At 68.3% G+C, this 18,794-nt stretch carries 16 protein-coding genes; 6 read left to right on the top strand and 10 right to left on the bottom strand.

All coding sequences use genetic code 11. From position 1 onward, the window contains the following. Nucleotides 1-100 precede the first annotated feature (100 nt). The gene (locus tag ACIA49_RS08330) at nucleotides 101-1,717 is read left to right on the top strand and encodes a GMC oxidoreductase (protein WP_396376443.1); all 1,617 of its coding nucleotides are present in this window, start codon (nucleotides 101-103) and stop codon (nucleotides 1,715-1,717) included. Here the strand turns inward: ACIA49_RS08330 and ACIA49_RS08325 are convergent. Further along, on the bottom strand, nucleotides 1,704-2,033 hold the full coding sequence (locus ACIA49_RS08325) for a hypothetical protein (protein ID WP_396376442.1): 330 nt from the start codon (nucleotides 2,031-2,033) through the stop codon (nucleotides 1,704-1,706). The genes ACIA49_RS08330 and ACIA49_RS08325 overlap by 14 nt on opposite strands. Before the next feature lie 71 nt (nucleotides 2,034-2,104). On the opposite strand from ACIA49_RS08325, the gene ACIA49_RS08320 reads away from it, so the two are divergent. Next, nucleotides 2,105-2,644 carry a hypothetical protein gene (locus ACIA49_RS08320; RefSeq protein WP_396376441.1) on the top strand — a complete coding sequence of 180 codons (540 nt, stop codon included), beginning with the start codon at nucleotides 2,105-2,107 and terminating at the stop codon, nucleotides 2,642-2,644. On the opposite strand, the gene ACIA49_RS08315 is transcribed toward ACIA49_RS08320, so the two are convergent. The 5 genes from ACIA49_RS08315 to ACIA49_RS08295 all read right to left on the bottom strand — a co-directional run bounded on the left by ACIA49_RS08315 (nucleotide 2,528) and on the right by ACIA49_RS08295 (nucleotide 6,247). Continuing rightward, entirely contained in the window at nucleotides 2,528-3,037 is a 510-nt protein-coding gene (locus tag ACIA49_RS08315; protein ID WP_396376440.1) for a lasso peptide biosynthesis B2 protein, read from the bottom strand. The two genes, ACIA49_RS08320 and ACIA49_RS08315, sit on opposite strands and share 117 nt — an antisense overlap. Then, a complete protein-coding gene (locus tag ACIA49_RS08310; RefSeq protein WP_396376439.1) occupies nucleotides 3,034-3,285 on the bottom strand; it encodes a lasso peptide biosynthesis PqqD family chaperone in 252 nt (83 codons plus the stop codon). The genes ACIA49_RS08315 and ACIA49_RS08310 overlap by 4 nt, the downstream gene beginning before the upstream one ends. Then, a complete protein-coding gene (locus tag ACIA49_RS08305) occupies nucleotides 3,282-4,937 on the bottom strand; it encodes an asparagine synthase-related protein (RefSeq protein WP_396376438.1) in 1,656 nt (551 codons plus the stop codon). Before ACIA49_RS08305 ends, ACIA49_RS08310 begins: the two co-directional genes overlap by 4 nt. Before the next feature lie 59 nt (nucleotides 4,938-4,996). After that, nucleotides 4,997-5,125: a lasso RiPP family leader peptide-containing protein gene (locus ACIA49_RS08300; protein ID WP_396376436.1), complete on the bottom strand. Its 129-nt coding sequence runs from the start codon at nucleotides 5,123-5,125 to the stop codon at nucleotides 4,997-4,999. 114 nt (nucleotides 5,126-5,239) lie between these two features. Beyond that, nucleotides 5,240-6,247 carry a hypothetical protein gene (locus tag ACIA49_RS08295; RefSeq protein ID WP_396376435.1) on the bottom strand — a complete coding sequence of 336 codons (1,008 nt, stop codon included), beginning with the start codon at nucleotides 6,245-6,247 and terminating at the stop codon, nucleotides 5,240-5,242. A gap of 102 nt (nucleotides 6,248-6,349) precedes the next feature. Here ACIA49_RS08295 and ACIA49_RS08290 point away from each other — a divergent pair, with 102 nt between their 5' ends. The 3 genes from ACIA49_RS08290 to ACIA49_RS08280 are packed head-to-tail and all read left to right on the top strand — an operon-like array spanning nucleotide 6,350 to nucleotide 10,495. Further along, complete coding sequence (locus ACIA49_RS08290) at nucleotides 6,350-6,787, top strand: MarR family winged helix-turn-helix transcriptional regulator (RefSeq protein ID WP_396376434.1); 438 nt, start codon at nucleotides 6,350-6,352, stop codon at nucleotides 6,785-6,787. Beyond that, nucleotides 6,784-8,001 (top strand): MFS transporter, encoded by a 1,218-nt coding sequence (locus ACIA49_RS08285; RefSeq protein WP_396376433.1) that lies wholly within the window; start codon nucleotides 6,784-6,786, stop codon nucleotides 7,999-8,001. The genes ACIA49_RS08290 and ACIA49_RS08285 overlap by 4 nt, the downstream gene beginning before the upstream one ends. A gap of 55 nt (nucleotides 8,002-8,056) precedes the next feature. Then, entirely contained in the window at nucleotides 8,057-10,495 is a 2,439-nt protein-coding gene (locus ACIA49_RS08280; RefSeq protein ID WP_396376432.1) for a GH116 family glycosyl-hydrolase, read from the top strand. Between the two features lie 36 nt (nucleotides 10,496-10,531). Here the strand turns inward: ACIA49_RS08280 and ACIA49_RS08275 are convergent, their stop codons facing one another. Both ACIA49_RS08275 and ACIA49_RS08270 read right to left on the bottom strand, forming a co-directional pair. Then, on the bottom strand, nucleotides 10,532-12,397 hold the full coding sequence (locus ACIA49_RS08275) for an FtsX-like permease family protein (RefSeq protein WP_396376431.1): 1,866 nt from the start codon (nucleotides 12,395-12,397) through the stop codon (nucleotides 10,532-10,534). A gap of 70 nt (nucleotides 12,398-12,467) precedes the next feature. Continuing rightward, nucleotides 12,468-13,010 carry a TetR/AcrR family transcriptional regulator gene (locus ACIA49_RS08270; protein WP_396376430.1) on the bottom strand — a complete coding sequence of 181 codons (543 nt, stop codon included), beginning with the start codon at nucleotides 13,008-13,010 and terminating at the stop codon, nucleotides 12,468-12,470. A 118-nt stretch (nucleotides 13,011-13,128) separates the two neighbouring features. On the opposite strand from ACIA49_RS08270, the gene ACIA49_RS08265 reads away from it, so the two are divergent. Further along, a complete protein-coding gene (locus ACIA49_RS08265; protein WP_396377171.1) occupies nucleotides 13,129-15,663 on the top strand; it encodes a bifunctional FO biosynthesis protein CofGH in 2,535 nt (844 codons plus the stop codon). Nucleotides 15,664-16,208: 545 nt separating this feature from the next. Here ACIA49_RS08265 and ACIA49_RS08260 read toward each other — a convergent pair. Continuing rightward, nucleotides 16,209-16,826 (bottom strand): hypothetical protein, encoded by a 618-nt coding sequence (locus ACIA49_RS08260; protein WP_396376429.1) that lies wholly within the window; start codon nucleotides 16,824-16,826, stop codon nucleotides 16,209-16,211. Then, nucleotides 16,819-18,741: an acyl-CoA dehydrogenase gene (locus tag ACIA49_RS08255; protein WP_396376428.1), complete on the bottom strand. Its 1,923-nt coding sequence runs from the start codon at nucleotides 18,739-18,741 to the stop codon at nucleotides 16,819-16,821. The genes ACIA49_RS08260 and ACIA49_RS08255 overlap by 8 nt, the downstream gene beginning before the upstream one ends. Between the last annotated feature and the right edge of the window lie 53 nt (nucleotides 18,742-18,794).

The following is an 18,794-nucleotide window of genomic DNA, read 5'->3' as shown; positions in this document are numbered from 1 at the left end:
ATCCGGCTACTTCCGGCGATGGAACCGGGCCCGCAGCGGCCAAGGTAGGCGACATGCCGGTTCGGCTGCACTGGAGTAATTGCTCAACTACGGTGCGTCAGTGACTTTCGAGACCAATCCGTCCACAATGACCCGCCGCCGGTTCGCCGGCCTGACCGCCCTCACCGCGGCGGCCGCCACCGGCCTCACCCGGATCGGCCCCGCCGCCGCGGCGCCGTACGTTCCCGCCCTCGTCGTCGGCACCGGGTACGGCGCCGCCGTCACCGCGCTGCGCCTCGGGGCCGCCGGGATCAAGACCACGATGATCGAGATGGGCCAGTTGTGGACCACTCCCGGCCAGGACGGGAAGGTGTTCTGCTCGACGCTGAACCCGGACCGCCGGTCGATGTGGTTCAACCGCCGTACCGAAGCACCGCTCGACACCTTCCTCTGGCTCGACGTGGTCAACCGCGACCTCGGTACGCCGTACGCCGGCGTACTGGATCGGATCGACTTCCCGAACATGGGCGTGTACGTCGGTCGCGGCGTCGGCGGCGGTTCGCTCGTGAACGGCGGGATGGCGCCGACGCCGCAACGCACGTACTTCGAGAAGGTTCTGCCGCAGGTGGATGCGGACGCGATGTACAAGCGGTACTTCCCACTGGCCCGGCGGATGCTCGGGGTGAACACGATCGATCCGCGCTATCTCGAGCAGACGCCGGTCTACAAGTACGCGCGCGTCTCCCGGCGGCATGCTCACCAGGCCGGCTTCAGGACGAGCGTCGTACCGAACGTCTATGACTTCAACTACCTGCGTCGCGAGGAGAAGAAGCAGGTACCGCGATCAGCGCTCGCGGGTGAGGTCATCTACGGCAACAACCACGGCAAGCAGTCACTCGACAAGACCTACCTTGCCGACGCTCTCGGAACCGGCAACGTCACCATCCGCACCCTCACGCGCGTGACCACGATTCACCAGCAGGGCAAGGGATATCTCGTCGGCCTTGAGCAGATCGATGCCTGGGGCAAGGTGATCCGGCGCAGCGAGATCTCCTGCGGGTCGCTGTTCCTCGGCGCCGGCAGCGTCGGTACGACGGAATTGTTGTTGCGGGCAAGGGAAACCGGCACGCTGCCCGACCTGCCGGCCGTGATCGGCACCGGCTGGGGCACCAACGGCAACGTGATGACGGCCCGCGCCAATCACCTCTGGGATCCGACCGGCTCCCTCCAGTCGACCATCCCCACCCTCGCGATCGACAACTGGAACGACCCGAAGCACCCGGCGTTCGCCGAGATCGCCCCACTGCCGATCGGCCTGGAGACCTGGGCCAGCCTCTATCTCGCGATCACCGTCAACCCCGAGCGCGGCCGCTTCACCTACAACCACGGCACCGATCGCGCCGACCTGCACTGGTCCGCCGACCAGAGCACCCCGTCGATCCGCTCCGCACAGGCTCTGTTCGACAAGATCAACAAGACCATCGGTACGACGTACCGACGCGACCTCTTCACCGGCAACCGGGCCTTCGCCGCCGACTTCTGCTACCACCCGCTCGGCGGCGCCCTCCTCGGCAAGGCCACCGACAACTACGGCCGCGTCCGCAACCACCCCGGCCTCTACGTCACCGACAGCTCCCTCATCCCCGGCAGCCTCGGCGTCAACCCCTTCGTCACCATCACCGCCCTGGCCGAACGGAACATCGCCCAGGTCCTGACGACCGACCTCAAGCGTCGATAGGCCGGCTCTTCGCCAATCGGCTGTAGCCGAAGGCGGTTCCGGCCAGGATCACCGCGACAAACAGACCCAGCCAGTAACGAGTGATGAGGTAGTACGCCGCCGCGAGCAGCCAGCACGTCAACTGCACGGCGAGAAGCGTGGTGGCGTACCGCCTGACCTCGAACCGCCGCAGCATCAGCACTACTCGGGTGGACCACCCGACGGCGAAGACGGCAAACAGAACCGCCGCCGGCCAGATCCGCAGGACGAGCATCGTCACCGTCAACCCCAGATACACGGCCGCCGCGGCCGCCGTCACGATCAACCGTTTCCTCACTGACCCCCGGTACCCAGTAGAATGTGTGAAAGCCTCCGCCGCAGACTTCCTGTGGACGGAGGCTTTCGTGTATGCCGACACTTCTGTACCGAGCCGCCATCCACGACCTCCGCGGCGACGCCGTCCTACCGCTCAACCTGCTGCGCGACCAGCACCCCGACCTGTACGAACGCGAGGCCACCAAGTACGCCATGCGTCCCGAGACGATGGGCTACCCGGTCTATCCGTTGAACTGCACCTGGACCGATGTCGTCTTCCTCTCCCCGGTCCATCCGGCGCCACTCTTCGAGGCCATGCACGAGTCCGGCCGCATCGGCCGCGTCGTCGTCGACTACTGGACCATCGACGCCGAACTCCTCGATCCCGCCACCACCTGCATCCTCCTCAAGCGCCACGACCCTGCACTTCGACCGCAGCCGCGTGAGGACTTCATCCCCTACTCACCCGAAACCGTCGCCACCCTCACCGAACCGTCCGAGCAGGCCCTCCACCGCCTACGAACCCTCAACTCCACCGAGCCGCTCTTCCCCTGGGCCGACATCCCGCACATCCTCCACCGCGGCCCGATCCCGGTCAGCCTCTTCCGCACGACCGACGGCGTACAGCCGTGAGTAGTAGCCGGCCGGGTGTTCCTCCCCGACCGCCACCCCCGCGGCCTCGACCCAGGCGTGCGCTCCGAACGGCGGGTGCCGCCGGACGCCCACACACCACACCGGCCACTGCCCGCGCGCCCGGCACAGCAGTGCGGTCGCGATCGACCGCGGCAGGCAACCCTGCGGCCCGGAACAATGGATGCTGACAGCAACGACCGCGGCCCTGGCCCGCGCGGTGAGCTGCTCACTCGCGGGCCGGGATCCCTTGGCCAGCAGGCGCATCACCTTGCGCAGCCGCCCCGGCGGTTGCCCGGCCAGTACCCGAGTAACCGGTACGACGAGCCACACAGCGACTCGCCATCGCCACGCCACAACATTCGGGTCGAAGGTGATCACGCCACTGACGCTCATCGCGTGACCAGCTTCGCCGCATCGAGTTCATCCAGCAGCTCATCGACATCGGCGCGCGCCGTACCGGCATCCACGGCGTACTCGCCGGTGATCGCCGCGACGGCCTCGTCGACCCCGCCACCGTCGAGCATCGTCCGCACGGCCAGCACACCGGACGGGTTCAGGCTGAAGAACCCGCCGGTGTCTTCGTCCAGCAACACCCAGCCGTAGTCGGTCTCGACCATCGTCACTGCCGTTCTGAGCTTCATCGCAGTCCCTTCAACCAGGATTCGACCTCCAGCAACTGCCGCACCGGCCCACACCTCTCCACGTCATACGGTCCGCGACAGATCCGCCGTACGGCGTCCACGTCGACCAGTCCGAGCCGACCAAGCTCGGAGTCGTCGAGTAACCCCAGCAGAGTGCTGCGATGCCTGCTCCACCCCTTGCTGACGGTCATGGAGATGTCTGACTTGCTGGTGCGCAGCAGCGCGCGCTCTGGAAGCACACCTGCCATTGCACTCACCAGCTGCGGCTTGTAGCGCCGTGGGTCGATCGCCTCTTCGGGCCGTACGGCGAGCGCCGCCTCCAGCACGCGGTCGTCGAAGAACGGTGATGCGACCGGTACGCCGTCCACCTCTCCCAGCTGTGCCACATGCCGTGCCGCCAGGGCACCGTTATGGACGAACTCGAGAGTCGCGTGCATCCCGCGCGTCGAGGCCAACGGCTCCACCTCACACCCAGCCACGGCGTCTCGCACCAGAGCGACCGCATCACTGGTCAACCACGACGGCAGGTTCGGCGGAACTCCCCAGCCGAGGACGTGCATCTCTGCTGACTGCCGTCGCGCCAGGCTCGTCGCAAACCACTCGGCGTACGTCGTACGGTCCGTCAGCAGAGCTGCAATCGCACCGGCCGGGAGCCGGTACTTCGCCTGGACTCGACGAGCCAATCGAGCCGCCCGGAGCGGCTGCCGGCGTGCGATGTCGGTCAGCCAGACCGGTGGCGGCATCAGCAGCTCGTCCCCACCGTGCCCAGCGAACCTCAGCTCCGCCCCGTACGCCGCCGCCCGCGCACTCGCCGTACCGATGCGCGCACGGTAGGCCGACACCCAAGTCGGCTCGTCGAACAGATCGCCATGCACACCGTCGAACGGCAGCGGTGCGGCCTCGGCCGCGAGGACGTCGTGCTCAGCGCCGAAGTGTTCAGCCAGCCAGCGTGCGGCCGCGACATCCTCATCCATCGGGTCGTCGGCCTGATAGGTCAGCCCGACCACCGGCCCGCCTTGCACGGCCAGCCCGAACAGCGAGCTGGAGTCCAGGCCGCTGAGATCACAGGCCACTTTCGCCTTACCCCGCTGGCGAATCTGCACCCCTTGTTCCAGTGCTTCCCGCAATGCCGTGGCCGCGGCGGCCAGGGACAACTCCGGCTCCGGCGGTGACCACCACCGCTCGCACCGCCCCGACATCAGATCGACAGAGTGCCCAGGCGGTACGGCGGTCACTCCGGACCACATCGAATGCCACGCCAGCGGCCACGGCGCCCCGGGCGACAACAACCGCAGCGCTATCCCCACCGGGTCCGGCGCCGCATCCACTAGCCCGGCGAGCACGTCCGCCCGATCGGACGCGATCCTCACACCGTTCAGCCGCGCGTGGAACACCCGCCGCAGCCCAGACGCCGTACCGCGAACCCAGACGCCACCGTCGACCGCCTCGAGCACGTGCACGCTGCCCGGACCGCTCCGGATGGCCGCGCCCTCACCCAAGACGACGCGCAGCCCGTCCCTCGGATCTATCGCTACCTCGTCGGCACACGCGAGCACGAACGGGCGTCCCGACGGATAGAAGATCTCGTGGTCAGCCTCCGACCGGACCCGCGCAGCGCTCACCTCGGCCGCGTCGACATCCGGCAGCGCCACGAACCACGACGTGCGGACAGCCCGCCCGGTCCCCCGGACGGGCTGCTCACCGGCAGGGATCAGAGTCCGCGCCGCCCGCCGGACCCGTCTTCGTACTTACCGGTCCGCCCGGCCGTCACCTGGCCGAACTCACCGTGCCGGGTGAGCGTCGGCCGCTCGTACTCCTTCTTGTCCGTCTCCTCGTGCATCAGATTTCTCCGCATCTCCGACGACATGACGCCCCCAGTTCTACCCGCCCCTACCAGGCCCGGTCACGGCCTTTCGGGCCTGGCCGAACCCCTTGCGAACGGACTCTTCCGAGCTCAGTACCCGCCGACGCCGGTGAGTTGAGGCTCGATCCCGAAGACGTCGGGAATCCCCGGGCCCTTCGGCGGGAGCCCGATCACCACCTGCAGTTGTTCGAAGTACATGACCGCTGTGGTGTACGCGCGGCCCTTCACAGCAAGGGCCGCACGGGGTCCGGGCGGCCACTGCACGGTCATCCCGGGCTCGGCGTAGTAGCTCCAGCCGATGTTGATGGTGGCGAAGACCAGGACCTTGTCGTACGACGACTGCAAAGCCACGATCGGACCGTCGACGTACGCGAGTGTGCTGGGCTTGTCCTCTTCGGCGACCGTGTCCCACACGAGCTCGTCGGTGTAGGACTTGGCGGTTCCCGCCATGTGGAACGGCGCGAAGGTGTCGTCCATCGTCTTGGTCGACAGCAGTTGGGCAAGCTTCTGGACAGCAGCGGCCGGTGACATCTTCAGCCGCGCGAGCTCAGCCTTCGTCGGCGTGCGGAGCGTGGAGTCACCAGGGCCCGGTTTCGTCGTCAGAAACTGCATGACGGTCTCGTCCCCGAGGTTCACCGCGTACCTCCAACTCCACGGCAAGCCAGGACGCTTTCGCTCGGCCAACGCCGTCAGGCGCGGGTAGTCCTTCACCTGCAGTTCGGTCTCGACGACCAGGCGCTGCGGCGACACCCCGGGCGGGGTCACGGTGCCGAGAGTGTTCCTGACCCGGATCGCCGGGACCTTGGTCTTCAGGATCCGGTTGATCTTGTGGTCGGCCAGGCGTTGCGTGAGCAGCGGTCCACTCGCGACGGTCTTGATCAGCCGATCGTCGTACCTGCTCGCCGCTTGGTTTCGCACCGAGTAGTAGTCGCCGATCGCCTTCGCAACCTCTTCCTCGGAGATCACCGGAGTCGGCGTCGGCGTCGGACTACTGCTCGTCGGCGGAGCCGCAGCCGGCCGCTCGGCGCCGCCTGAGCAGGCCGGTACGGCGCCGACCGCCAGCACGGCGAGCACGGCTGCGATCCGCTGTCTCCTCATACCTCCCGACGCTAGAGGCGACCGGTCCAGAACCGGTCCACCCCGCATCCAGTGACGCGCTTCACCTGGAGATGCATAGCATTCCTATGTATATTGGGAGGCGTGGACCTGACCGAGCTGGGTGTTGATGTCGTCGTCGCGGCGGCGCGGTTGACGCGGCTGGCGAGCCGGGATGTGAGTGCGTTGCCGCATGCGGCGATGCGGTTGCTCGGACGGCTGGACGAGCTGGGGCCGACCCGGATCAGTGATCTGGCCAAGGCCGACCGGACCTCGCAGCCGACCATGTCCACGCTGGTGCAGCGCCTGGAGGAGCAGGGGTGGGTGCGGCGGGAGCCGGATCCGTCCGATTCGCGCGCCAGCCTGATCAGCCTCACGAAGACAGGCCTGACCGAACTGCAGCGCGCCCGCCAGGAGGCGGGTGCCGCGCTCGCGGCCAGACTCCGTCACCTTCCGGCGGCCGACCTCGAAACCCTCGGGGCCGCGGCCGCCGTCATGCACAAGATTCTCACCCTCGATGTCCTGGAGGATTCGCCCCGGTGAGCGGTACGTCGTCGTTTCTGAAGCAACCCAAGTCCGTCTGGGCGGTCGCCTTCGCCTGTGTGATCGCGTTCATGGGCATCGGCCTGGTGGACCCGATCCTGAAGCCGATCGCCGAGCAGCTGCACGCGAGCCCGTCGCAGGTGTCGCTGCTGTTCACCAGCTACATGGCGGTGATCGGTGTCGCGATGCTGGTCACCGGCGCGGTCTCGAGCCGGATCGGCGCCAAGCGCACCCTGCTCATCGGTCTGGCCATCATCGTCGTGTTCAGCGCGCTCGCCGGTCTGTCGAACTCGATCGGCATGATCGTCGCCTTCCGGGCCGGCTGGGGTCTGGGCAACGCGCTCTTCATCGCGACCGCCCTCGCCACCATCGTGAACTCGGCCGCCGGTTCGGTCGCCGAGGCGATCATCCTGTACGAGGCCGCCCTCGGTGTCGGTATCGCTGCCGGTCCTCTGGTCGGCGGTGAGCTCGGCACGATCTCCTGGCGCGGCCCGTTCTTCGGCGTCGCCGTCCTGATGACGATCGCCCTGGGCGCGACCGCCTTCCTGCTCCCGTCGACGCCGCCCGAAGCCCGCCGTACGTCGATTCTTGAGCCCCTGAAGGCGTTGCGGCACCGCTCCCTCGCGACGGTCGCCGTGACCGCGCTGCTCTACAACTTCGGTTTCTTCACGCTGCTCGCCTTCACCCCGTTCCCGCTGGCGATGTCCGCCCGGCAGATCGGCCTGATCTTCTTCGGCTGGGGTATCGGCCTCGCGGTCACCTCGGTCTTCGTGGCACCGCGGTTGCAGCGCTGGTTCGGCACACTGCCGGTGGTCATGACGTCGCTGCTGCTGTTCGGCGCCGACCTCGCGCTGATGGGTGTCTTCGCCCACCACAAGGCGGTCCTCGCGATCGGCGTGATCGTCGCCGGCCTGTTCCTCGGCGTGAACAACACCCTGATCACCGAGGCCGTGATGGGCGCGGCTCCGGTCGAGCGCGGTACGGCGTCCGCGGCGTACTCGTTCGTCCGCTTCTCCGGCGGCGCCGTCGCCCCCTGGCTGGCCGGCAAGCTCGGCGAAGAGGTCAACATCCAGCTGCCGTTCTACGTCGGCGCCTTCGCCGTCCTGCTCGCGGTCGGCGTTCTCGCCACCGGCTGGAAGCCGCTCGCCCACCTGCGGATCCCCGCGAACCACTCCAAGGTCGAGGCTGAGGCACTGACCGTCGCCGACGCCTGATTGGTCTAGCCAACTCCGTTTCGCCAAGGGGCCACGGCATCTAGGGTCGATAAGCATGACGACCTCGCCGTGGCCCCTGCTTCGTACCTACACCGGCCGCCAGCTACGCCGGATCGCCCTCCCGCTCGGCGGGATCGGTACCGGAACGGTCAGCTTCGGCGGCCGCGGCAACCTCCGCGACTGGGAGGTCGTGAACCGCCCCGCCAAGGGCTTCCATCCCGGTACGGCGTTCTTCGCGATCCGTACCGAATCGGCCGACGGCGTGGTCACCACCCGCGCCGCCGAAGGCCCCCTCGACCTGAGCGAGTACGAAGGCGCCCACGGCAGCGCCGCCCAGTCCCACAGCCTCCCCCGCTTCCGCGAAGCAACCTTCAGTACGGCGTACCCCTTCGCCCGCCTCGCACTGTCAGATTCAGACGTACCTGTGGATCTCGCTGTCGAGGCGTTCACCCCGTTCATCCCCACCGATGTCGAAGCCAGCTCCTGGCCCGTCGCCGTCCTCCGCTACGCCGTCACCAACCCCACCAACGAGCCGCTCGTCGTCTCCCTGGCCGGCTCCCTGGAGAACTTCATCGGCCGCGACGGCACCATCGACGTTGCCAAGGGCAACTACAACGAGAGTGCCGTGGGTGCCGCCATCGACGGTGTGGTGATGGGCAGTCGCGGGGTCTCGCCGGATGCCGAGCAGTTCGGGACTGTTGCGCTTGCTGTGCTGGACGGGCAGGACGTGTCTCGGCGTACTGGATGGGCGGATCGGACCTGGGGCGACAGTCTGCTGGACTTCTGGGACGACTTCAGTGCGGACGGGCGACTCGACGAGCGGGAGAGCGAGTCCGCGACCCCCATCGCCTCGGTCGCGGATCGTCGTACCGTGGCTGCTGGTGCGACCGAGCACTTCACGTTCCTGCTCGGCTGGCACTTCCCGAACCGGATCGCGTGGGAGACGACCGACCAGGTGGTCGGCAACCACTACACGACGCTCGCCGACGACGCGTGGACCACGGTCTGCCGGTTCGCAGCACAGCTCGACGCGCTGGAACGCCGTACCGTCGGATTTGTCTCCGACTTCCTCGCGAGCGACCTTCCTGAGCAGGTCAAAGAGGCAGCGCTGTTCAACCTCAGCACGCTGCGCACGCAGACCGTCTTCCGCACGCCGGACGGCCGGTTCTTCGGCTGGGAGGGGTGTTCGGACCACGTCGGCAGTTGCTTCGGGAGCTGCACCCACGTGTGGAACTACGAGCAGGCCACGCCGTACCTGTTCGGCGAGATCGCACGCTCGCTCCGCGAGGTCGAGTTCGCGCACGCCACCGACGACCAAGGCCTGATGAGCTTCCGCGTCGGCCTACCGCTCGAAACGAACGCCCAAGCCTGGCGGGTCGCCGCCGCCGACGGACAGCTCGGTTGCCTGGTGAAGCTGTTCCGCGACTGGCGTCTCAGCGGCGACGACAAGCTGCTGCAATCGCTCTGGCCCGCAGCCCGGCGCGCACTGGAGTTCTGCTGGATCGAGGGCGGCTGGGACGCCGACCGCGACGGCGTGATGGAGGGCTGCCAGCACAACACGATGGACGTCGAGTACTACGGCCCCAACCCGCAGATGCAGTCCTGGTACCTCGCCGCTCTCCGCGCCTCCGAAGAGATGGCCCGCCACGTCGGCGACAACGACCTCGCCGCTGACTGCCGCCGGCTCTTCGACTACGGCAGCGCGTGGATGGACGAGCACCTGTTCAACGGCGAGTACTACCGCCACGAGATCCGGCCGCAGACCCTGGACCAGATCGCCGACGGCCTGCGCGAGCGGATGGGCGCCGCCGACCCGACCAACCCCGTGCTCCAGCTCGGCGACGGCTGCCTGATCGACCAACTGGCCGGCCAGCACCTCGCCCGGATCGCCGACCTCGGCACCCTCGTCGACACCGAGCGGGTCAAGACGACCCTGCAGAGCATCCTCCGCCACAACCGTCTCGAAGGTTTCCACGGCCACTTCAACCACATGCGCAGTTACGTGCTCGGCGACGAGACGGCCGTACTGATGTGCAGCTATCCCCGCGGCAACCGCCCCGAGCGCCCGTTCCCGTACTTCAGCGAAGTGATGACCGGCTTCGAGCACATCCTCGCCGTCGGCCTGATCCAGGAAGGCCTGGTCGACGAGGGACTGCGGGTCATCACCGACATCCGCGCCCGGTACGACGGCGAACGCCGCAACCCTTATGACGAAGCCGAATGCGGTCACCACTACGCCCGCGCCATGGCCAGCTGGGGCGCAGTCATCGCCCTGACCGGCTTCGACTACGACGGTCGCACCGGCACCATGCGCTTCACCACCCCCGGCACCCACTTCTGGTCCACCGGCAACGCCTTCGGCACCCTCGACGCCAACGGCCTGCACGTCCGCGAAGGCACCCTCTACCTAACCTCCCTCAGCCTCCCCAACCAACCGCCCCTCACCGTCACCGCCGACACCCTCACCCCCGGCACCACCCTCCCCTTCAACTGACCCCGAACCACCTTTGATGGAAGGGGAGTGAGGGGATCAGCGGGCGGCTAGGAGGGCGATGGGGCGTTGCTTGGTTGCCTGGTGGGCGGTGAAGGCGGCGGCCGCGCCCACCACTAGCAATGCGGCGCCGAGGATCGATCCGAGCAGCCGCCACGGGATCGCCACCGCGGCGAGCCCGTACGGCCCAGCCGCTATCCCAGCCAGGGCAGCACCAGCGACAACCGCTCCGAGCAGTACGCCGGTCAGCACCACCGTCACCGACTCCGTCAAAGCAACGGCGATCACCTGCCCCCGAGTGAGCCCAGCCATCCGGGCCAGCGCGAACTCCCGTCGCCGATCCGCCGTCGACATCACCACTGCATTGACGACAGCAACAGCAGTGAAGATCCCCGCCAACCCCATCAGCGCGGCGAACAGCCCAGTGTTGTTGCGCTGCTGCGCATCCCCGCGCGCCTTCGCCCACTCGCCAACCGTTCGCACCTCACCCTGCAACCCCGCCCCGACCGCTGCCGGATCGGTGCCCTGGGCAACCTTCACCAACGTCTCGGTCCGCCCACCGGCCGGGAGCAACGACAGCGGGACGAAGAAGTTCTCGCTGACGTCCAACGTCTCCGGCATGATCGCAACGACCTTCACGGCAACCTTCTTCTTGCCCATCGCGACCGTCAGCGTCGACCCGAGCTTGTACCCCTCGGCCGCCATCCCCGGCCCGATCGCGATCGTCCGCCCGGTCAGCTGATCCAGCGAACCCTTCCGCGGCCGCAACACATGCGTCTGCTGATAAGCAGCCGCATCAATCCCCACCGCCTCGGAATAGACCGTCTTCTTCCCCCGCGAAACCACCACCGGTACGGCGGTCTGTGGCGAGACGACCGCGATCCCGGGCCCGGCCGCGACCGCACGATCGACCACGAGGTCCGCAGTGATCAGCCGCTCCTGCTCAACCCCGACCGCCTTCGCCTGCGAACCGAACGTTCCCCACAACCCGACCACCAGCCCGACCAGCACGATCAACGGTGCCGCGGTCGCCGCGCTCCGCCGTACTGCATGGAGAACGCCCGTCCGAGCCAGGTCTGCGACCAGGTGACCGCGGAGGACCACCGCGGGCAGCCGTCCCGCCCACGGAACCACGATGGGGCTGAGCTGACTGAGTGCGACCGAACCACTGACCAACACCATCAGCCCGATCAGCAGGCCGGCCACCAGATCCCGCGCAGCCTGGGCCGCGATCACCATCGCCACGGTGGCGGCCGCTGCCGACAGCCCCCAGAACCAGCGCCAGCCCGTCATCACCCGTTGCGACTCACGGCTCTCGGCCAGCGCCTCCAGCGCGTTGACCCGAGACGCTCGCCAGGCCGCTGCCAGTACGCCGGTGAGCGCCGTACCGATTCCAACCGCCATGGCTGCCCACATCGCGCCCTGACTCCACGGTGCGGCGAACCAGTCCGGCAGCATCCCGAGCTTGATCATCAGCACCGACTGGGCCCAGGTCGCGACCAGTCCGATCGGGACGCCGACCGCAGTCCCCAGCACACCGAGCAGTGCGGCCTCGCACACCAGCATCAGACACAAGTAGCCGCGCTGCGCACCCACCAGCCGCAGAAGCCCGAGTTCGCGACGACGCTGCACCACGGTGAAGCCGAACGTCGTACTGACGATGAACACGGTCAGAAACACCGCGAGCATGACAGACATCCCCAGCAGCGTTCCGGCGCCCACATAGCCCTCACGGATCTGTGCACGCTGGTACGGCGACAGTCCGGCCGGCATCACGGGGTGCCCAGTCGCCGCCAGCATCTGTAGACCCGACTGGACCAGTCCGACGCCGAGAGCCACCGCAACGACCGCTCCGGCGAACAACTGCCACCTGTCCCGCACAGCACCGACCGACAACCTGAGCATGGTCACAACCCAACAGGGCCGCAGCCGCTATCGCGCTGGCCTGTGCACCCGGGCAGCGGTAGCTCGTGCGCTACCGCAGTACGTCGAGGAGCGCTGCGATGTCGGCGCGGTCGACCTCGCGGGCAGCGATCAGGCACTGCATCAGGAGACCGTCGAGAGCAGCGACCAGGAGCTGCGCCTTGCGCGGGTCGGCGGTAAAGGTGCGCGCGATGTCGGTCATCGGTTCCAGCCACGCGGCTGCGGCGGATCTGAGTTCGGGACGGCGAGCGGCGTACAGGTAGAGCTCGTAGAGCGCGAGCGTGCGACCGCGACGTCGTACCAGGTTGTGTTCGATCAGCCGGGCGAGCTCATCGGTCGGTCTGGGGCCGAGTTCACTGCCCCAGCCGTGCAGTTCGGTCGCCAGGTCGTCGGCGGCCCAGGTCAGCGCCGCGACGAGCAGATCGTCCAGGGTCGCGAAGTGGTAGGTGATCGAAGCCACCGACACATCGGCCTTCGCGGCGACCGCCCGATGGCTCACACCTGCGACTCCGTCGCATCGAATCACCTCGACAGTGGCCTGCAGAAGTTCGCTTCTCCGCAGGTCACCGCGGACTCGGCGGCCGTCGGCGGTCATGCAGCGCAAACTAGCAGGACAGCCGTACGGATTGTTTTTGGCCCTCGGAATCGCGGGATCGGCCGGGGTTCGGCCTCTAGGCTTTGGTGACGTGACAACCAACGAGCTGAGTACGGCGATGCGTCGCGCACTGAAGCGGGCCGACGACGGGAAGACCCTCGATCCGGCCGAGGTGGAGGTGCTGCTGACCGCCTCGGGGACGGCGCTGACCACCCTGATGGCGACCGCGGCCCGGGTCCGCGACCAGGGGCTGGCCGACGCCGGCCGGTCCGGCATCGTCACGTACTCCAAGAAGGTCTTCATCCCGCTGACGCGGCTGTGTCAGGACCGCTGCCACTACTGCACCTTCGCGACGACACCCGGCCGCGTGCACGCGCCGTTCATGTCGCCGGACGAGGTGCTCGAGGTTGCCCGGCAGGGCGCGGCCCTGGGCTGCAAGGAAGCGCTGTTCACGCTGGGCGACGCTCCGGAGAAGCGGTGGGACGCGGCGCGGGTCTGGCTGGAGGAGGCCGGGTACGACAGCACGCTGGACTACGTCCGGGCGATGTCGATCCGGGTCCTCGAGGAGACCGGACTGCTCCCGCACCTGAACCCGGGCGTGATGTCGTGGCAGGACCTGCAGCGACTCAAGCCGGTCGCACCGAGCATGGGCATGATGCTGGAGACCACCTCGCGCCGCCTGTTCGAGGAGAAGGGCCAGCCGCACTACGGCTCGCCCGACAAGGACCCGGCGATCCGGCTCCGCGTCCTCGAGGACGCGGGCCGGTCGAACGTCCCGTTCACCACCGGCCTGCTGATCGGCATCGGCGAGAACCTGGCCGAGCGGGCCGACTCGATCTTCGCGCTGCGCAAGATCGCCCGGCAGTACAACGGCATCCAGGAAGTCATCATCCAGGGCTTCCGGGTGAAGCCGGACACGGCGATGCGCAACGACGCCGACGTTCCGCTGGACGAGTGGCTGGCCGCGATCGCCGTCACCCGGGTCGTGCTCGGACCGGGCGTCCGGGTCCAGGCACCGCCGAACCTGGTCGACCTCGCCGAGTGCCGCGCACTGCTTGACGCCGGTGTCGACGACTTCGGTGGCGTCTCCCCGCTGACCCCGGACCACGTGAACCCCGAGCGCCCCTGGCCGCAGATCGACGACCTGGCCAAGGTCACCGCTGACGCCGGCTTCACGTTGCGCGAGCGCCTGACCGCGCACCCCGAGTACCTGCGTGAGCCCTGGCTCGACCCGCGCCTGATCTCCCACGTCGAGGCCCTTGTCGACCCGGAGACCGGCCTGGCCAACGAGTCCGCGATGCCGGTCGGCCTCCCCTGGCAGGAGCCCGACGGCGGCTGGGACAGCGTCGGCCGCACCGATCTCCACACCGCGATCGACACCGAAGGCCGTCGTACCGAAACGCGCTCGGACTTCGACGCGGCGTACGGCGACTGGGACGCGGTCCGCGAGGACGTCGCCGCCCGTCGCGCCGCCGGCACCTCCCTCCCGATCGACGCCGGGTTCGGAGCCTCGGCGCCGACCCGGATCGATGCCGACGTGAAGGCCGCGCTGGCCGCCGCCGAGCACGACCCGGCCGGCCTGTCCGACGCGCAAGCGCTCACCCTGATGACCACCACCGGCCCGGCGCTCGACGAGCTGGCCCGGATCGCCGACGACCTGCGCAAGGAGGTCGTCGGGGACGACGTCACCTACGTGGTCAACCGGAACATCAACTTCACCAACGTCTGCTACACCGGCTGCCGGTTCTGCGCGTTCGCGCAGCGCCGTACCGACGCCGACGCCTACTCGCTCTCGATGGACGAGGTCGCCCAGCGCGCCGAGGAGGCGTGGGTGATCGGCGCGACCGAGGTCTGCATGCAGGGCGGTATCCACCCCGACCTGCCCGGTACGGCGTACGCGGACCTGGTGCGCGCGATCAAGGACCGCGTCCCGCAGATGCACGTCCACGCGTACTCGCCGATGGAGGTCCTGAACGGCTCGGTCCGCACCGGCCTGTCGATCGAGGAGTTCCTGATCTCGGTCAAGGAGGCCGGCCTGGACAGCATCCCGGGGACCGCCGCCGAGATCCTCGACGACGACGTGCGCTGGATCCTCACCAAGGGAAAGTTGCCGACGGCAAGCTGGATCGAGGTCATCACGACCGCCCACAAGGTCGGCCTGCCCTCCAGCTCCACGATGATGTACGGCCACGTCGACGCGCCGCACCACTGGGTCCAGCACCTGCGCACGATCGCCGCCGTCCAGGACCAGACCGGCGGCTTCACCGAGTTCGTCCTGCTCCCCTTCATCCACCAGAACTCGCCGATCTACCTGGCCGGCGTCGCCCGCCCCGGCCCGACCTACGACGAGAACCGCGCCGTGCACGCCATGTCGCGGATCATGCTGCACGGCCGGATCGACAACATCCAGTGCTCCTGGGTGAAACTCGGCGTCGACGGCTGCGTCGCCGTCCTCAACGGCGGCGTCAACGACATCGGCGGCACCCTGATGGAAGAGACCATCAGCCGGATGGCCGGCTCCAAGCACGGCTCCCGCAAGTCCATCGAAGAACTCACCGCGATGGCCACCGCCGCCAACCGCCCCGCCCGCCAACGCACCACGACCTACGGCGAAGTCACCCAGCGCTCGAACACCCTGCTGGAACTCGCCTAGCGGCTCACCCGCGTCCGGCGTACTGGTCCCCAGTTGCACCAGTACGCCGTCCGCGGGTTTTGCGGGTTTCGCGGAATAAGAAACGCCGGCCGTGCCGGGTGTCGGTCGCCACCTCACTGGCGACCGGCACCTTTATGGCACGACCGGCGTCCTGCTGTTGCCCCGAGAGGGCAGTCGGCCCGAAGGAGGGCGGAACCGTCGTCTCATTCCGTAACCGGCAGGGGAGGTACATTTCCGGTCGCGGACGGGAGTACATCGGTTTTCCGCCTGGAGCCTGTGTCCGCGACCCGTCCGTCGCTGACAACTGAACGTTGTCACGGGAGCACCAGAACCGACTACTGGTCGGTTCAAACATTTGCATTGCCTTTGAACAAGACAACGCTGAGTATCTTTTCAACTACACTGCGTCGATATGTTGCCTTCCGCAACAACAAGACCCGTGGCGAGCCCCAGCGAGAAGAGCGCAGCTGAGCTCGCTGCCGAAGAGGCCGCGCAGGCGGCGGAGAGCAAGCGCATCCAGGACCGCCTGCAGTGCCTCTGATCGGTCAGTAGGGGTAGGTGTCGTCGCGGCGGGTCGGGTCGAGGTCCCAGAGGGAGAACTCGACGATCTTGTGCGACTCCTCGCCGCCGGCCGGGGTGAGACCGGCCTGGTCGTAGTCCTTGGAGCCGAGGCCGTCGAGGTAGCAGAGCAGCTCGAACGCCGACTGGGCGTCCTCGATGTCGTCGACGACCTCGTCGTTCTGGGCCTCGTCCGCGCGGCTGCGGACGTAGCGCACGAACGCCTCGGGATCGGTCACCACGAAGTCGTAGCGGGCCTGGTAGCTGACCCGGACGCCGTCCTCGGGAAGCAGCACCTCTTCGAGCTCGTCCAGGTCGTCGCCCGCGACGATCTCCCGGTAGTCCTCGGGGTCGTCGAAGTCGTCCGGCCCGAGCGGCATGTCGTCCAGCTCGTCGGGGTCGTAGGAGTCGATCCCGAGGAAGATGTCGCCCCAACCCCGTTCGTTCACGGCGTTGGCCAGCACTCTGGCCTGGACGCGCACGTTCTCGATCGCGGTGGTGGCCCGCAGATCGTGCAGGTCGAGGGCATCGGCCTGCTCCAGCAGGACCCGGGCGAGCTCGCGGGCGGCCTCGGCGGCCGAGGCGGGTTCGATCGACTCACTCATGCTGTGACGGTACAACCATCGGCACCTCCACCGCCGCGCCCGGTACGCCGAAAGCCGCCACGAGCTCGACCGCGACCGGCCGGACGACGCCGCACAGCTCGTTCACCAGGGCCGTGATCGCCTTCGACCGGGCCGGTGACAACCGTCCGTGCTCGAGGTACCACGCCCGCTCGGCCTCGATGGCCGACAGGGCATGCAGGTCGTAGACGTCCTTCAGCACCTCCTGGAGGTCCTCGGGCGCATTCCGGACGCCCGCCTGGAACGCCTCCAGTACGACGCGGTCCACGTGCGCCCGGCCGGCCGCGATGACGTGGTCCTGGCAGCGATTGAACACCTCGAACGCACCGTCGCCGGCGTCGATCCCCGCCTTCAGCCGGCGCGCGACCCCGGACAGCATGTGCTGCTCGCGGAACCGCAGCAGCCCGGAGTGATACGCATCGTCACGCAACCCGGCATCCGGATCACTCGTGTCGTTGCGATTCGGTACGACGTCGCGCAGCCGGTCGATGAGCGGCCGGAGCGCCGTCTTCTCGACCGCGATCTCCACCGCCTGCGCCGCGATGAACCGCGCCGTACCGAGTGGGTCGAGCTTCCCGAACGACTCCCGGTAGTCGGTCAGCAGCCCCTTCGCGACCAGCTGGAGCAGGACGGTGTTGTCACCCTCGAAGGTGGTGAACACATCGGTGTCCGCCTTTAGAGTCGCCAGCCGGTTCTCCGCCAGGTAGCCGGCGCCGCCGCACGCCTCCCGGCAGACCTGGATCGTCTCGGTCGCATGCCAGGTCCCGAGCGCCTTCGTCCCGGCGGCTTGCGCCTCCAGCGCTCGCCGGTCGTGCTCACTGCTGCCGTCACCGAACACCCGGACGAACTCGTCGACCAGCTCACCCTGGGCGAAGTGCAACGCATAGGTCCGCGCGAGCAGCGGCAGAAGCCGACGCTGGTGCATGCGGTAGTCGAGCAGCAGCGTCTCCTCGTCGCTCCCCGGCGCACCGAACTGCCGCCGCTGCGCGGCATACCGGATCGCGATCTCCAGTGCGACCTTGCTCGCCGTGATCGCGGCGCCGCCGACCGACACCCGGCCTTGGACGAGGGTTCCGAGCATCGTGAAGAACCGGCGGTCCGGATTCTCGATCTCGCTGTGGTAGTTGCCATCGGCATCGACCTGGGCATAGCGGTCGAGCAGCGCGTCGCGCGGCACCCGGACCTGGTCGAAGACGATCCGCCCGTTGTCGACACCGTTCAGCCCGAGCTTCGGTCCGCAGTCCGACAACGTGACGCCCGGCAGCGCCGTACCGGCATCGTCGCGGATTGGCACCAGCAGGCAGTGCACGCCGTGGGTCTCGCCGCCGACCACCAGCTGGGCGAACACGGCCGCCATCCGCCCGTGCCGGGCCGCGTTGCCGATGTAGTCCTTGCGGGCCGCCTCGGACGGGGTGTGGATGACGAACTCGTCGGTCCCGGCGTCGTACGTCGCCGTCGTGCCGAGCGCCTGGACGTTCGAGCCGTGGCCAGTCTCGGTCATCGCGAAGCAGCCGAGCAGCCGGCCGCCGATGGCGTCGGCGAGGTAGGCCTCGTGATGCCGCTCGGTGCCCAGGTGCAGGATCGCGCCCGCGAACAGGCCGAACTGCACCCCGGCCTTCACCATCAGCGACAGATCCCCGAACGCGAGCGTCTCGAAGCCCGCGATGTAGCCGCCGAGGTCACCCTCGCCGCCGTACTCCTTGGGGAAACCGCGCGCCGGGTGGCCCTCGGCGGTGATCGCCTGCAGCATCTCCAGCACGGTCTCGCGATACTCGTCGCGCGGCTGCCGCACGGCGAACTCGAACAGCTCGGTGTTCGCCGCCAGCCCGGCGCGCACCACGTCGCGGGCAGCCTTGTGCGGCCCGTCCAGGTAGTCCCGCATCCCCGATGTCCTCATACCCACAACATATGCGGATCCGTGCCCACTTTCGGTGACCGATTACGGATTGT

Origin of the sequence: Kribbella sp. NPDC051587 (genome assembly GCF_044453945.1) — a bacterium.
GTDB lineage: Bacteria > Actinomycetota > Actinomycetes > Propionibacteriales > Kribbellaceae > Kribbella.
Note: the sequence above shows the minus strand (reverse complement) of the source record. Positions and strands in the feature narration are given on the sequence as shown.

Bases quoted from the DNA above. Each gene is read 5' to 3' on its own strand.
- ACIA49_RS08320 (WP_396376441.1), top strand. From the start codon at position 2,105: ATGCCGACACTTCTGTACCGAGCCGCCATCCACGACCTCCGCGGCGAC.
- ACIA49_RS08315 (WP_396376440.1), bottom strand. From the start codon at position 3,037: ATGAGCGTCAGTGGCGTGATCACCTTCGACCCGAATGTTGTGGCGTGG.
- ACIA49_RS08310 (WP_396376439.1), bottom strand. From the start codon at position 3,285: ATGAAGCTCAGAACGGCAGTGACGATGGTCGAGACCGACTACGGCTGG.
- ACIA49_RS08300 (WP_396376436.1), bottom strand. From the start codon at position 5,125: ATGCACGAGGAGACGGACAAGAAGGAGTACGAGCGGCCGACGCTCACC.
- ACIA49_RS08295 (WP_396376435.1), bottom strand. From the start codon at position 6,247: ATGAGGAGACAGCGGATCGCAGCCGTGCTCGCCGTGCTGGCGGTCGGC.
- ACIA49_RS08280 (WP_396376432.1), top strand. From the start codon at position 8,057: ATGACGACCTCGCCGTGGCCCCTGCTTCGTACCTACACCGGCCGCCAG.
- ACIA49_RS08275 (WP_396376431.1), bottom strand. From the start codon at position 12,397: ATGCTCAGGTTGTCGGTCGGTGCTGTGCGGGACAGGTGGCAGTTGTTC.
- ACIA49_RS08270 (WP_396376430.1), bottom strand. From the start codon at position 13,010: ATGACCGCCGACGGCCGCCGAGTCCGCGGTGACCTGCGGAGAAGCGAA.
- ACIA49_RS08265 (WP_396377171.1), top strand. From the start codon at position 13,129: ATGCGTCGCGCACTGAAGCGGGCCGACGACGGGAAGACCCTCGATCCG.
- ACIA49_RS08260 (WP_396376429.1), bottom strand. From the start codon at position 16,826: ATGAGTGAGTCGATCGAACCCGCCTCGGCCGCCGAGGCCGCCCGCGAG.
- ACIA49_RS08255 (WP_396376428.1), bottom strand. From the start codon at position 18,741: ATGAGGACATCGGGGATGCGGGACTACCTGGACGGGCCGCACAAGGCT.